Genomic DNA, 15089 nt, shown 5'->3' with positions numbered 1-15089 from the left:
ATCTCTTTCCCGCAAAACCGCCCGGGCAATCAATCTTGGGGCTCGGTCATTTTCCACGGATCCAAGGCCTCGGTCAAAATATCCTCGGGCAAGATCTTTTTTTCCAAGCACAGCTCGCGGATCGTTTGCCCGGTCGCGAACGCTTCCTTGGCCAACTTGGCGGCTTGCTCGTAGCCGATCAACGGGTTCAAGCTCGTGCACATCGAGAGACTTTGTTCGACTGCCGCGTTGCAGGATTCGACGTTGGCCGTCATCTCGTCGACACAGAATTCGACGAAGGCGTTGGAGCCGCTGGCCAGCAGCGCGATCGACTCCAGGATCGTGTGCGCCATGACAGGCATCATGATGTTGAGCTGGAAATTTCCACCGGCAGCACCGCACATCGTCATCGTGCCGTCGTTGCCCACAACGCGTGCGGTCAACTGCATCATCGACTCGCACATCACCGGGTTGACTTTACCCGGCATGATCGAGCTGCCCGGTTGTCGCGACGGCAATTGGACTTCATAGAATCCACAGCGTGGACCGCTGCCCAACCAGCGAATGTTATTGGACAGATTGAACAGGGTTTGCGCAATGCATTTCAACTCGCCGTGTGAATGCACCAACGCGTCGCGTTGCGCGTTGGCTTCGAAATGATTGACCGCTTCCATGAATGCGATCCCGGTGCGCTGAGCCAACGCCGCAGCGACGCGGCTGCCGAACTCGGGGTGAGTGTTGATGCCGCTGCCGACCGCGGTACCACCGACGGGCAATTCCAGAACGGCATCACGGGCCATTTCCGCACGCGTGATCGAAAGTTCGATTTGGCGCGCAAAACCACCGAACTCTTGGCCCAATCGCAACGGAGTGGCGTCCATCAAATGCGTCCGACCGATCTTCATGACCTTGTCCCACTCCTCGGCTTTGGCGGCCAACGAAGTGTGCAGTCGTTTCAACGCGGGCAACAGAACGGTGTGGATTTGGACGGCGGTGGCGACGTGGATGGCGGTCGGGAAGGTGTCGTTGGTGCTTTGGCCCATGTTGACGTGATCGTTAGGGTGAATGGGCTTTTCCGTGCTCATTCGATCGCCGCCGACGATTTCGATCGCCCGGTTGCTGATCACTTCGTTGACGTTCATGTTGCTGCTGGTGCCGCTGCCGGTTTGGAACACGTCGATCGGAAACTGATCTCCCAACTTGCCCTCAACCACTTCGTCGGCCGCCTGCAACATCGCGGTGACTTGCTGGTCCGTCAGCGGATTCTTGCCCGATCCGGTGAGTTTGCCGAGATCGCGATTGGCGATCCCGCAGGCGTGTTTGACCATTCCCATGGCGCTGATCATCGTGGCGGGCAATTGCCAACCGCTGATGGGAAAATTTTCCACGGCCCGTTGAGTTTGCGCGCCGTAATAAGCGTCCGCTTTCACGCGGACTTCGCCCATGGAATCTCGTTCGGTTCGGTAGTCGGTCATCGTTTTCTGATCGGCAAGGAGGTGGAAATCCTAAGCGGCCGATTTTAGCGATCCGATCGTGATCTAACTATCCGGGTGCGTTGGGGCTAACCGTCGCTCGATCTTCCGAATCGTTGGCGTGCCCCGCCAACAGTCTTTCAATCCCCAACACGGACAAAACCAACGGCCCGCTAGCCCGGATGATTCATAGCCTGACGCGTCAGCGAGGGATACTCGGTAAATCCCTCGCTGACGCGTCGGGTTATGAAAAACAATCTGCATTTCCCAGCGGTGACGTAACTCATTGTCGAGAATGAATGATCCGGGCTAGCCGCGGGCCTTATCGTGAAGACTGTCGATCCACAGAGGGCAGATCTTTCAGGCAGATACCAACGACTACTTCGTCTCCACCTTCAGAAACTGCACCGCGTCAATGATGACGTAACCGTCGGTGCCGTGGCTGCCGACCACGACGGCGGCCGGTTGATTGGCATCAAACTCGAACTTGCCAAGCGAAACCCACTGATCGTCGATCGGTGGTGTCACCCGTTGGTTGACTTTGACCTCCGTCTGGCCGCCTCTGTGGCGTACAGTCACGGGGACGTTGGTTGCGCGGTTGGTGTTGCGAGGGAACGCCATCCGGACTTCGTAGGTTCCGGTCTGCAAGGTAGGTGAGAATGTCGCTGTCGGCTCGTAGTCTTTTGCGTTCACGTGATGTTGGTAGCCGTATTGAACGTAAGGCCCGTTGGCTTGGCTTTGTTTCCATTGACCGGTCAGGGTGGCTTGATCGTCATCCACCACGATGCCCGGCAGCGATTTAACAGAGACAGATTTCTGTGGATCGATCGATCCGCTGTAGGTGAGCACTTGACCGTCGGCCTCGATGCGTTGCTTCAGTCGATCATAGTCGACCTGTTGCACGCTGACGTTGTCATCGATCGCCATCACTGCTGCGGTCGCGGCGCTCTGTCCCAAGATCATGAACACGGGTTCCATTCGAATCGAGCCGAAGGCGATGTGCGAGCTGGAAAGACAGACCGGCACAAAGAGGTTGGTGCACTCGTCTGCTTTGGGAACCAGCGATCCGTAAGCGATCTGGTAGGGACCTTTCGTGGAGACACCGATGTCACCTTCGTTTTGAACGTCTCCCTCTGGGGTGATGTAACGCTGAACGTTGTGTGAGTCCATCGTGTAGGAGCCCATGCCGACGGATTGAGGCGTGGGTTGACGTTTCAGCAATTCGTTTTCTGTCATCACGTAGCTGCCGATCATCCGGCGGGCTTCGCGAATGTACAGCTGGTGTGGCCAGTGTCCATTGTCGACAAACTCGTCTTTTGCCAATCCCCATTGTTGCATCTTTTTGCGAGTCGCCTCAGGCACGCGTGGATCGGTGCAGATGAAATACAGCCAGCCTTGTTGGTAGCGGCGATGCTCGTCGATGATCTCTTGGCGACGTTCGTAGCTGGCATTGGGGTAGTCATAGTTGAAACCGATGTTGTCGGTGCTCATCGGTCCATGGTTGTTGGTGTCCGTCTTGTGGTTGGGAATCGGGTCAAACTTGTTGAACGTGTCCCGCCAGCCGGCTTGATAGATCCTGGCCATCAACTCGTACTGGTCGGGGTCGTATCCATCGGGTTTGGCAAAGGGGACGCGATTGGGATCGTGGTCGGTCAAGCACATGCGGAAACAGTAGGCTTGGACGCGATGGTCGCCGGAGTACTTTTCGCCAGGCGGATCGGGGCTGATGCGTGGCAGCACGCCGCTGCCGGGATCGCCGGGGACGCGATAAGGACTGATCGGTGGCAATCCGCCGAAATGATGGCCGTGGTGTAACACTCCGGTTTGGACGCCGTTGTATTCTTCGCCGTACGTATCCCGCGACTCACGTCCGACGTGAAAGGATATGTCGGCGGCGGCCATCAAGTCGCCTTCGTAAGTCGTGTCCATGAATATCTTGCCCGCGTATCGTTCGCCGGAAAGCATTTGGATGGATTGAATGCGTCCAGCGGATTTTGTCACGCCGTGCTCGCGATCAAGCCAGCGCTGGCGGTGAACGGGGATATCGTATTCGGCGACGTAGTCATCGAAAACCTTTTCGGCCACGCGGGGCTCAAAGATCCACATCGTGCGATTATCGCCGTCGATCGCCTCGGTGCCTTGACCTTTGTTGCCGTACTCGCTGCTGGATTGGAATGGCCAGCGTTCTGGTTTTTGGTACTCCAGATAGATGCGGTGATAGAAATCGCGTGCAAGTCCACCAATCACGGCTTTGTTGCCCGTGTCGGTCCACCCCAATCCGCCGCTGGTCAAACCGCCGAGGTGCTTGTCGGGGCACACGATGATCACCGATTTGCCCATCTGTTTGACTTGCACCGCAGCAGTGACCGCGGCGCTGGTACCGCCATAAATCACGACGTCATACGTCTGCGTGGTCGCGTCGGGAGTCGCAGCGTGTGCATGCGGTTGGCTGGCGAGCATCGCGACAAGTAGTAGGAAGGCGACACGAACGGTGCTGCGGAATCGATGTTGGCGTGGCATATCGGCAGGGGTCATGGAAAGGCAAAGGGGAAATGTTCATCGCGGTTTCGCGAGGTTTCTCGCTGCGGTGAACCTACGATTGTAGTTCTATCTCAGCTCGAGCGTGTGTTTTCGTGATCACGATTTGGTCACCTTTTGCGACACACCTCAGGTCACCGGGCAGCATGAACACCGCATCCGGGCCCAACGGCAGTGCAGCAGCGATCGCTCGCCAGTGCGACATGCTCATTTCCCCCAAGGGCCATTGCTGGCGTGCCCAAATCGTCCGCAAAGCCGCTTGGGCGATCGTCCAAGAGTCGACTGCCGGGGGTTCGTCGGACTCCGTTCGGCGAATGGTCAGCGGCGACTCGTGGATGACGAATCGCTCGATCCACTGGTCGGCCAAGGCATCGATCGTGTCGATCATTTCCCGTTGAGTGTTCGCCGCGCGAGCGATCGCGTTCGACGCATCGGGAAACTGCGCTTCGATCAGCGGCATCAGTTGGTGACGGATCCAGTTGCGGCGGTAGCGGTCGTCTTCATTGCTGGCATCCTCTCGCCAAGAGAATCCTCTGGAGCGCAAGGCCTCGCGAATCTGATCACGTCGAGCATTCAGCAGTGGGCGAATCCACACGAGGTCTTGCTGCTCGGGTTCGTGTCCGTAGGAGCGATAGGGAGCGATTCCAGCAAGTCCTGTCGGACCGGAGCCACGCAGCAGGTGGTGAAGCACCGTTTCCACATTGTCGTCCAGAGAGTGCGCCAGGGCGATGTAACGGCAACCACGGCGACTGGCGGTGCGTTGCAAAAAAGCTCGCCGATGGTCCCTCAAGTTGGCTTCGTCGCTGTGGATTCCGTCGCCGAGAGCAAGTTCGAATCGGCATCCCAGTTCGCGGGCAAGTTCTGCGACGAACTCCGCGTCGCCGTCCGATTCATGCCCTCGCAGGCCATGGTGAAAGTGGGCTGCCACCAGGAACCCGGTCGCCGCTCGGGAGCCCGAGTTGGGGTTCGACGACGTTTCGTTTCGCACCGCCGCCATCAGCCTCAGCAAGGCCACGCTGTCCGCTCCCCCGCTGCAACCGACCACCACGCCGACACTTTCCCAACGACCTACAGGCCAGGCGGCCCGGAACTCCGTCACGAGCGAGTCCCAAGCGTCCGGCGGCGTGTCGGGGTGGGGCGGAAATGAGTCCTGCCGCTCGGAGCGTGTCATTTCAGGAAGCGATGGGGGGCGAAAGTGCAGAAATGTAGCATCACTAGCGTTTGTCAGACATCGAGGTTACCCGATTGTCGCGGTCCATTGGCGATCGCTGAACCCCACTGGTGGCCCGAGATCTGCTACCATTTGCAATTGATCATCGGGTCGTGGATTTTCCACCACCCCTGATCAATACACTCCTTTTAACTTACTCCTCTGGACCAGAATCACTCATCAGAGACACCGGTGCGAGGCGGATACTCAAACACCGGCTTTCTCTGCACTGACGACCCGTGCCGTTTACCAAGCCCCCATTTGATCTGGAAAGCCAGTTCTGGAGAGGATTTGTTCAACGACGCGATACCTCCCTTTGCCTGACCGTTCCCTATCCACGATCCAGGTGATGGATGCCCGGATCTCATCACTTCTCCATCCTTGTTCCTATTCAATTGAACGACCGAGTCAACAGCGTGTGGATCCTGATGATCGCAATCGCACTACGGTGGGGTCGAGTTGCCCACACCCTAGCAGCGTGCATGGGTGCGCACGGGATTCGCCCCCGTTCAGTGGTTGGATCAGCAATGGTCGGATCAGCAATGGTTGGATCAGGCGTGTTGTCGCTGTTGATCAGCGAAAGGGAACTGGGCACGGTTGACCGGACAGCTCGCGCGTTGATGTCCAAGTCAACGATCCATCCGACTGCCGGTCGAACAAACGGTCACGTCAACTGCGTCGAGTGGTCGCTGCGTCCTCCTGAGCGAGGGCAAATAGATGACCATCACCGAACTCATGGCGATGCTGGCACCGGATAAGATTCCGGTGCTGCTGGCGCCATCCATCGAAAATAACTTCTTCGTGTATTCACTCGCCGGTGTGCTCGCCGGCGCCGTGTTGATGCTGGGCTATCAACGTTGGAAACTGCAAGTCCGCAAGATCCGTTGGCAACAGCAGGCCGATGCGATCTTGGACGAAGCCAACCGCGAGGCGGAAACGCTCAAGGCACAGATCATCCTGGAGGGCAAAGAAGCCGCCCTGCAGACACGCACCGAGGCCGAGAAAGAGTTGGCCGATGCGCGACGCATACTGAGTCAACGCGACCAAAAACTGGAGCGTCGCCAAGAACAGCTCGACAACCAAGAGGAAATGCTCCGCAAGCAACAACGCGGTTTGGAGAGCGGCCAACAACGTCTCGATGCACAGCTCCGCAAGGTGAACGAGCAACGCCAGCAACTGAGCCAAGTTCAACAGCAACAACAGCGTTTGCTGGAACAAGCCAGTGGGATGAGTCGCGAAGAAGCCTCCGAAAGACTGCTGGAGTCACTTTCCAAAGAGTTGGAGCACGAACGCGCGTCGGCTCTGATCAAACACAAAAAACAACTCTCCGAACTGGTTCAAAACCAAAGTCGTGACATGCTGCTGACCGCAATGCAGCGTTTCGCGTCGACGCACACCGCCGACTCGACCACCAGCACAGTGGACGTTCCGACCGACGACATGAAAGGACGCATCATCGGTCGCGAAGGTCGCAACATCCGAGCCTTTGAAAAGGCAACGGGTATCGATGTCATCATCGACGACACGCCCGGCGTTGTGATCGTCAGCGGGTTTGATCCCGTCCGTCGCGAGATCGCGCGCCAAGCGTTGACCAAGATGATCGCCGACGGTCGTATCCACCCGGCCAAGATCGAAGAGGTGGTCGAAGAAGTCACCAAGCAGATGAAGGCTTTCATCATGCAAAAGGGACGTGAGGCGGCCGATGAAGTCAACGTGCCGGGATTGCATGATCGGCTGATCGAAATGCTCGGCCGCTTGCACTTTCGCACCTCGTACAGCCAAAACGTCTTGCGGCACAGCGTCGAAGTCGCCTTTATCTCCGGCATGATCGCGGAAATGTTGGGCATGGACGGCGACCTGGGACGCCGCTGCGGACTGTTGCACGACATCGGCAAGGCCGCCGATCATGAGTTGGAGGGCGGACACCCCAAGATCGGTGCCGACACCCTGAGACGACACAACGAAGGCCCCGAAGTCGTCCACGCCGCCTTGGGGCATCACGACGATATCGTCGTCGAGCACCCCTACACCATGGTCGTCGCCACCGCCGACGCCTGCAGCGCCAGTCGCCCCGGTGCCCGCCGCGAATCGCTGGAACGGTACATCAAACGGATGGAGGAACTCGAGTCCATCGCCAAACGCTTTGAGGGTGTCCAGCAAGCCTACGCCATCAGCGCCGGCCGCGAACTCCGTGTGATCGTCGACAGCAATCAAGCCTCCGACGAAAAAGCAGCATTGATCTGCCACGAAATCGCTCAGGCCTTTGAGAGGGAGCTGATGTACCCCGGCGAAATCAAGGTCACCGTGATGCGAGAGACCAAGTTCACCGAGATCGCCAAGTAGGATTACAATACTGCGGTCCCAAATCCCACCCCCTGTTTCCATCCCATTTAAACACTTCCATGAAACCAACCCATCAACCCTCTCGTCGTCAGTTCATTCGTGTCACCGCCGCCGCTGCAGCAGCCACGTGCATCCTGCCCCGCAGTGGTTTTGCCGACAAAGCCGCCGGCGACGCTGCCCCCTTCAAAATCTCGTTGGCCGAATGGTCGCTGCACCGCACCCTGCGAGATGCGTCCAAGAACTTGACCAACTTGGATTTCCCACGCGTTTCCAAGGAAGAGTTCGGGATCGACGCGATCGAGTACGTCAATCAGTTTTTCAAAGACAAAGCGAAAGACGAAAAGTACTTGACGGATCTGAAACAGCGATGCGAAGACCTCGGGGTCAAGAGCCTGTTGATCATGTGCGATGGCGAAGGCAACTTGGGAGACCCCAACGACAACGCTCGCACCCAGGCCGTTGAAAATCATTACAAGTGGGTGGAAGCTGCCAAGTTCCTCGGTTGTCACAGCATTCGCGTCAACGCGGGCAGTCGCGGCAGCTACGAAGAACAAATGAAACTGGCCGCTGACGGACTGCGACGTCTGAGCGAGTTTGCCAAGCCGCACGGACTCAACGTGATCGTCGAAAACCACGGCGGTCTGAGCAGCAATGGTGCTTGGTTGGCCGCGACGATCAAATCCACCGGAATGGACAACTGCGGAACGCTGCCCGACTTTGGCAATTTCCGCATCTCCGGCGGCGACAACCCGGAGTGGTACGATCGCTACCAAGGTGTCGAGGAGTTGATGCCCTACGCCAAAGCCGTCAGCGCCAAGACGCATGATTTCGACGCCGATGGCAACGAAGTCAACACGGACTATGACAAGATGATGGACATCGTGCTCTCACACGGTTACCACGGCTACGTCGGCATCGAGTACGAAGGCGGCAAGCTCGACGAATACGAAGGCATCCGCTTGACCAAAGCCTTGCTCGAACGAGTCGCCGCCAAGGTCGCCAAGAAAGGCTAAGCAACACGTGGTCAACACGTCGTCGCAACACGTCGTCGCAACACGTAGACGCGTCTCTCCGAGACGCGAAATCGCGAGCCTCGGAGAGGCTCGCCTACGTGCCCCAGGCTCAAACGCGACATCTACGAAGGCGGACACCACGTGCCGTACATCATTCGTTGGCCAGGAAAGACGCAGCCCGGTTCGACGTGCAACGCCCTGGTGTCCCAAATCGACATCATGGCCACGCTGGCCTCGGCACTGAGTATCCAGTTGCCAACGGATGCAGCAGAAGACTCCCACGACCTATGTCGGACGTGGGATCTGCTGAATAAAATTCACCGCGTTGGAGACGCCATTTTCACTCCGTATTCTCATCCCCAACTCGGCTGCCTTGGATCGCATCGTACTGTCACTGAGCGTCGATCGGATTGCCGCCGCAAGCTTTTCCGCCGTCAGTTTGCGTTGTGGTATTGGCTTGGGCCCGACCCCCAATCCGTGCACGATGCGGCCCCAGAAAGGTTGATCACCAAAGAATGGGCAGATGATCGTGGGACGACCTGCGCGAAGTCCAGCGGCGGTCGTTCCACAGCCCCCGTGATGCACCACCGCGGCCACTCGCTCAAACAACCAGTCATGCGGAGCGGTCTCGATCGCCAGCATCGACTCGGGTAAATCCAAATCTCGCAGATCAAGTCCTCCCCAGCCCGACGCCAGAATTGCTCGACATCCCGACTGGCGTACTCCCTCAATCACACGCTGCGTCGTCGCTCGGGGGTCGCGACCAAAGATGCTGCCAAAACCGACGTAGATCGGTGGCGGACCCTGCTCGATGAAATCGACCAGTGGCTGGGACGGCTGATAGTTTGATTCCGAATCGAGAAACCAATAACCGGTGACTAACGCGTGATCGGGCCAGTCGCTCGGCTGAGGAACGACCGATGGACTGTACGCTTGCAATGACGAAATCGGGGTTCCATCCGCGTGCTGAAAAAAGGGCGGACGATTGGCTGGCATGCCATGGGATTCTCGCCATCGCTTGACGAATTTTCTAGCGCTCAATCGTGTCACGATTTCGACCGCACGATAAGTCAATCGATTATACAGGCCGCCCAGGGGCAATCTCGGAAACCCGAACGCTGGCGACTCACTTGTTGGAACGTACATGGGCAAATAGAACGCCAGAGCGCATCGACACCCAAGCTTTTCGGCAAAGTCTTCGGCTCCGATTGCCTTTTTGTGAAACAAGATCAAATCGGGTTGGAACGATTCAGCGGCGGCCCACATTTCGTCGATCTGCCGATGCATCATGCCTTTGAGCTTGGGCATCAACCGAACTCCGGTCCGAATAGCAGCCAGCAGATTCGTGGTGGTCTCCATCGCCAGCCGACCGTCGTCCGACTCCATGAAGTCGCGAATGTCATTGTTCAGAGGCAGGTAACCAACACCGCGCGATGCGATCCACGACTCAAAGATCTGGCAAGTACAAATGCGAACGTCGTGCCCCGCATCCTGCAAACCCAACGCCAACGCCAGATAGGGCTGTACATCGCCTCGCGTTCCGACGGTCAGGATCAGGATTCGCATGGCTGGTTGATGGCGAGAATGACGACTTCGGCGGAGACCCGGTCGATCACTTTTTCGCCAAGGGGCCGATGTACTGCGTTGCGACAACGACGTCGTCGTACCAGACGCGGTTGGCATGCCCAGGAGTGCCTTTGGTGATGTACAGGTACAGCCACAGGAAATTAACGTTGAGGTCTTTCACGGTGCGAAAACGGAATCCTTCGAAGGGATCACCGCCGCTTGCTGAGCGAAAGTAATCTCGGTCTCCTTTGGCGTGATTCCATGTCACGCCCTCTCCTTCAGCACCAGGCTGGAACTTGTCGAACGTCCATTTGCCATGGGGGAACCCCTTTCCCAAGTGGCTGACTTGGCGGCCGTCGATCCAAAGTGCAAGCTCGCCGTTGGTGTCTCCCACATCATTCATGGCGACCATCAACTCGATGCACGTCCATTCGTTTTTGCGGACCTGCAGAGACTCGTCATGAATGAAGGAGTTGCCCCAAGTCTGACCACGAGGCGGACTTCCTCGCATCTCGCACCAGTACGCGTAGTAATCCCATTGCCATTTTTGGCCGAAGGGCTCGATGCCGATCCAGAAAGACTTATCGCCTTGGGTGGGTTGGCCTGCACGCACGGAAGGCCATCGTGTCGCCGGATGATTGCCACCGACACACGTTCCAAAATGATGGACGGGCTGACAGTCGTCCGCAAATCGTACATACATCCGCGTGTAGAGCTTTTCGTAGCCACGATCTAGTTGACGATACAGGTCCGCGCCCGTCCCCTTCTCGGCGAGTTGCGAGATCAACAACGACTGTTTTCCACCGCTGCCCTCTGGAACGATGTTCGACAACGACATGACATCGCTGTTGCGGACGGTGTCCCAGCGTTTGCCGATCACCTCCAGACTGGCGTCTTCAAAGTTCTCGACGAACACAACCGCCGGGTCATCCTGGATGCCTTGATCGTTTGGATAACGGCTGGCGATGCCAGCGGGCGTTCCGGTTTCGGCTGCCTGAGCCAAGGTCACGAACAAGACAGTGACGCAGGCGAGATGATGGATTCTGTAATGCATCTTAGATAACTCCGAGGACTGATGGAGCCAATGATTGCTCGACGTACATAATTCATTCATCCACATCGGGCGGCTGCATCTCGATTCGACCGTCATCCTTGATCGTCCAAAACGGATTATGGGCGATTTCCCAACAGTGACCATCGGGATCGGTGAAGTAACCCGAGTAGCCGCCCCAGAAGACTTTCTCCGGCTCTTTGAGGATAACGACATCGTGTTTCTTGAGATGCTCGAACAACGCATTCACCTCTGCTTCGCTGCGTAGATTGTGCGCCAACGTGAAACCCCGATAGGTTGGCTGATCAGTCGGCGCGGTGGTATTGAAATCTGCGGCGAGGCTTTCGTGAGGGTAAAGCGAAAACACAAGTCCTCCAAGATCAAAGAAGACGACCTCCGGTGGACTCTCGACGGGTTCCCAGCCGAGAATCTCCGTGTAAAACCGCTTGGACACCGCTAGATCGCGGACTCCCAATGTGATCAGGCTGATTCGTTGCTGCACTGCTGTTGCTCCTCAGTATTTGTAGGTCATGCTCGGGACGTGAAGTGCATTGCTGACATCTTTGATTACCCATCAGTATGGGTACTGATTCTTAAGTGTGAAATTGGATCCCGCAAGGGATCGCAGAAGGTAGCCACGGGTCGCCGAAGGCGCACCCGTGGTATGCGACGACCATGTCGAATCGACCCCGCAGGGTGTCGCAGACTTCTCGGAATCTGGGCTGCGACCGCCTCCGGGGTCGGTTCTCGTCAGAATGAACCGGCGATGATCGCTGCGCTCTATCGCCGGCTACCGTCTGAGACCGCTTCACGGTCATAGGCAGCAACAATTTTCCGCACGTCCCCTGCATGACGAAATACGGTACGCTCATCGTCACGCTTGGTGGTCCAGAATCGATGAACAAAGAGGTTTCTATCATGCCGAAGACACTTTCACATCTGATGCTTCCTGAATTTGACCGTGAAATGCCGCGTACGCGGAAGGTGCTTGCCGCGTTGACGCCGGAAAGTCTATCGTGGCAGGCTGATGAGAAACTGCGATCCATCGGGTGGAACGCGAACCATATTGCGGACCTCATCGGCTGGACACCGCAAATCATCGCAAACGATGAGTTCGACATGGCACCACTGGAGGGTCCAAAGCCGGAGGTACCGTCGCTGGAGGACCCCGCTGAGATTCTCAACGCATTTGACACTGCCGTCACGCAGGCGCGAGCAGCGATAGAGGCAGCGACCGATGAACAGCTCGCCGAAGACTGGTCATTAAAATCTGGCGGGCAAACTCTATTCACCATCTCCAAAGGCGAGTGTTTGCGAACGTGGGTCCTCAACCACACGGTCCATCACCGAGCCATCCTGTCGGTCTATCTACGGATGAATGGAATCGAACTGACACCGGTCTACGATGAATGAGAAGCGGATTTGATGGCTTCACAGTTTTTGAGAATTCCGTTTGTGATCGGTCTTTGCCTGTCGACAATTCCCGTGATGTTGCTGAGCTATGTCGGAACATCATCGCCGCTTGACGATTTCCACTTGCGAATTCGCTCCTCCAGGTCGCGTGGCGGTGGCCCAACGGGGAACCGCGTCTGTTCGGCGAGAGTGAGGTCTCCAGTGGATGCATAGTCAAAGCACCGACCACAAAAACACCAAGGGCTCTCTTGCGGAACGTCGTCGGCAAATCTTCGGCTAACAAGAAACGGGAGTCTGCAGCAATTGCACATTCGCTCGATCTCTTTCGGCTCAGCCTCGATTTCTTTGGCGGTCGGCTCAGGAGACTGACGCGGACCAAACATTCTTGCGACTTCATCCGCGTCGATTCCAAGCAACGCACCCATCTCCTGATAGAATTCATCAACCGAATCGAATCTCGTTTTCACCCAATCATTCCTCTCGAAGCCACCGGCCATCATCTCCTCTCAGTGTAACGCGAATCACGAGAGATGAATCGCATTTCGGATTTTTGTGCAGCGAGTCCGTGTCTCTTGGGTGTTTTATGCTTTCAGCTTGGTCGCTGCACGTGCCCCATGCCAGCTTGCCTGGCGTGAGCAATCGTTTTCATGGTTAGAAACAAGCAAGCCGAATAGTTGCTGGCTTTGGAAGGAATCGCGAACTAACTCCAAAACTTTTTCACCCACGAGGCAAGCTCATGGAGGTCTTGCGGAGGATTTTGGCAGTGTCGGGCGACGTGACAGTGGTTTCACGCCAGCACAGCCTGCCCTCATCCTTTACCAAGCGGCCAGAACACACTCCCGACTCAGACTCGATTGAGTGAGGGTCAACGTGACTCACCGACATCCAGGGCTGCGTCGCCTGGGAGCACTTACTTTCCTTTTTCATTCTCTAGACGCGTGGTCAACTTGTCGACTTCATTGGTCAGAGAACTTTGTTCAGCAACGTTGATGTTCTCCAACGGGTCGGCTTCGTGATCATACAACATGCGAGCGGTCTGTTTTCCGTCTCGGGTGGTGTACTCGGAGAATCGATAGCGGTCAGTGCGAATCGTGTCGCCGGATTGAAAACGACCGATGGCGGCGGACTTCCATGGCATGTCGGGGTCATGTAGCAATGGGGTGAAACTGCGTCCGGCCAAGTGAGACGGCTTTTCAAGCCCCGTCAAATCACACAGGGTGGGATAGATGTCGATGAATTCGGTCAATGCGTTCGTCTTTGTTCCCCCTTGGATACCGGGCGCCCGCACGATCAGCGGGGCGTGCATCGACGATTCAAAACAACTGTGTTTGCACCACAGGGTGTGGTCACCAAGATTCCAGCCGTGATCGCCCCACAAAACCACGATCGTATTGTCCCGCAATCCGAGTTGATCCAGTTCTGACAGCACTCGACCGACTTGTGCATCGGTGAAACTGACGCAAGCGTAGTAGCCGTGAATCATCGACAGGGCGGTCTCGTCGGACACGGGACCTTGGGGAGGAATTCCATGGTACGCCCGAAGTTCACCAGAGCTGTGAATCGCTTCGGCGGGCGCGTCCTTGGGAACTTTGTAGTTGGCTGGCAATTGAATTTGATTTCGATCGTACAGATTCCAGTACTTTTGTGGCGCCACGAATGGCAAGTGCGGTTTCATGAACCCGACCGCCAAGAAGAACGGTTGATCTTGTTTGGACAATCGCCGCAAGTCGTCGATCGTTTTTGCAGCCGTCATGCCGTCCGCGTATTGTTCGTCGTCCTCAGTGGCGGCTTCAAAAGCGGGGCCTCTGAGCAATTTGCCCTTGGCGTTTTTTCGGCCTTGCAGCTTTTGATTCTCGGCGAGCTGATAGGACTTTGCATTTGGTCTCCAAGGAGCTTCGGACCATCCCCCGACATTGTCGTCTGTGTGATGAAACACCTTGCCGTTGGACACGGTGTGATAGCCGTTGTTCTTGAAGTGGGTATTGAGTGTCGTGATCCCCGGAGCGTCTTTGTCGGCACGCGTCAGATAATTGACAAACCGATTTTTCGTCGGTCGCAATCCAGTCATCAAGCTTGATCGCGAGGCTCCACACGTGGGGACCATGCAGTAAGACCGCTGGAACAACATACCACTGGAGGCCAACCGGTCGATGTTGGGCGAATGAATGTGAGATTTTCCATAGCAGTTCAATTCAGGCCGCAAATCGTCCACGGCGATGAACAAGACGTTCGGACGATTTTGGGGTTCCTCCGCGAGGCAACGGGGCAGCAGGAAAGTCGCCATGGCAATCGCGAAGAGAAACGCGACGTATGAGGAGATGGGCGTTGACTGGCCAAGGCGGATCGTCTGGGGATGCCGCATTGGTAGGTGATGAAGCATTGGAAGGTGTTGATGGAGAGTGGCCATGAGGTTTGATTACATTCTTTGCATTTGCGGGCCATTTCTTGACGGCACCGTTCGGTTTCGGTTTTCGAAAGGATAGTTGTTCATGGACCGGCTGGTT

General features: G+C 56.7%; 10 protein-coding genes and 2 pseudogenes. 4 read left to right on the top strand and 8 right to left on the bottom strand.

Annotated elements, in window-relative coordinates:
- Positions 1-29 precede the first annotated feature (29 nt).
- The 3 genes from Pla52nx_RS00935 to tilS all read right to left on the bottom strand — a co-directional run bounded on the left by Pla52nx_RS00935 (position 30) and on the right by tilS (position 5160).
- Positions 30-1454 (bottom strand): class II fumarate hydratase, encoded by a 1425-nt coding sequence (locus Pla52nx_RS00935; protein WP_146517689.1) that lies wholly within the window; start codon positions 1452-1454, stop codon positions 30-32.
- 375 nt (positions 1455-1829) lie between these two features.
- On the bottom strand, positions 1830-3911 hold the full coding sequence (locus tag Pla52nx_RS00930; protein WP_146518609.1) for an FAD-dependent oxidoreductase: 2082 nt from the start codon (positions 3909-3911) through the stop codon (positions 1830-1832).
- Positions 3912-4044: 133 nt separating this feature from the next.
- Entirely contained in the window at positions 4045-5160 is a 1116-nt protein-coding gene (gene tilS / locus Pla52nx_RS00925) for a tRNA lysidine(34) synthetase TilS (protein WP_146517688.1), read from the bottom strand.
- Positions 5161-5940: 780 nt separating this feature from the next.
- On the opposite strand from tilS, the gene rny reads away from it, so the two are divergent.
- From rny to Pla52nx_RS00910, 3 genes and pseudogenes are all read left to right on the top strand, one after another.
- Positions 5941-7542: a ribonuclease Y gene (rny, locus tag Pla52nx_RS00920; RefSeq protein WP_146518608.1), complete on the top strand. Its 1602-nt coding sequence runs from the start codon at positions 5941-5943 to the stop codon at positions 7540-7542.
- A gap of 59 nt (positions 7543-7601) precedes the next feature.
- A complete protein-coding gene (locus Pla52nx_RS00915; protein WP_146517687.1) occupies positions 7602-8555 on the top strand; it encodes a sugar phosphate isomerase/epimerase family protein in 954 nt (317 codons plus the stop codon).
- Between the two features lie 108 nt (positions 8556-8663).
- Positions 8664-8969 (top strand): annotated as a pseudogene (locus Pla52nx_RS00910) (sulfatase/phosphatase domain-containing protein); the annotation flags it as partial.
- Here the strand turns inward: Pla52nx_RS00910 and Pla52nx_RS00905 are convergent.
- The 3 genes and pseudogenes from Pla52nx_RS00905 to Pla52nx_RS00895 form a co-directional block, all read right to left on the bottom strand.
- Positions 8925-10121, bottom strand: a pseudogene (locus Pla52nx_RS00905) (glycosyltransferase); the annotation flags it as partial. The pseudogenes Pla52nx_RS00910 and Pla52nx_RS00905 sit on opposite strands and share 45 nt — an antisense overlap.
- Before the next feature lie 46 nt (positions 10122-10167).
- Positions 10168-11175: a hypothetical protein gene (locus Pla52nx_RS00900; protein ID WP_146517685.1), complete on the bottom strand. Its 1008-nt coding sequence runs from the start codon at positions 11173-11175 to the stop codon at positions 10168-10170.
- A gap of 52 nt (positions 11176-11227) precedes the next feature.
- Complete coding sequence (locus Pla52nx_RS00895) at positions 11228-11674, bottom strand: VOC family protein (protein WP_146517684.1); 447 nt, start codon at positions 11672-11674, stop codon at positions 11228-11230.
- A 416-nt stretch (positions 11675-12090) separates the two neighbouring features.
- Here Pla52nx_RS00895 and Pla52nx_RS00890 point away from each other — a divergent pair, with 416 nt between their 5' ends.
- Complete coding sequence (locus Pla52nx_RS00890; protein ID WP_197454145.1) at positions 12091-12585, top strand: DinB family protein; 495 nt, start codon at positions 12091-12093, stop codon at positions 12583-12585.
- Positions 12586-12671: 86 nt separating this feature from the next.
- Here Pla52nx_RS00890 and Pla52nx_RS00885 read toward each other — a convergent pair whose 3' ends face one another.
- Both Pla52nx_RS00885 and Pla52nx_RS00880 read right to left on the bottom strand, forming a co-directional pair.
- Complete coding sequence (locus Pla52nx_RS00885; RefSeq protein ID WP_146517682.1) at positions 12672-13052, bottom strand: hypothetical protein; 381 nt, start codon at positions 13050-13052, stop codon at positions 12672-12674.
- 443 nt (positions 13053-13495) lie between these two features.
- Positions 13496-14965, bottom strand: a complete 1470-nt coding sequence (locus Pla52nx_RS00880; protein ID WP_231741547.1) for a sulfatase — start codon at positions 14963-14965, stop codon at positions 13496-13498.
- Between the last annotated feature and the right edge of the window lie 124 nt (positions 14966-15089).

The sequence above is a fragment of the Stieleria varia genome (genome assembly GCF_038443385.1).
GTDB lineage: Bacteria > Planctomycetota > Planctomycetia > Pirellulales > Pirellulaceae > Stieleria > Stieleria varia.
Note: the sequence above shows the minus strand (reverse complement) of the source record. Positions and strands in the feature narration are given on the sequence as shown.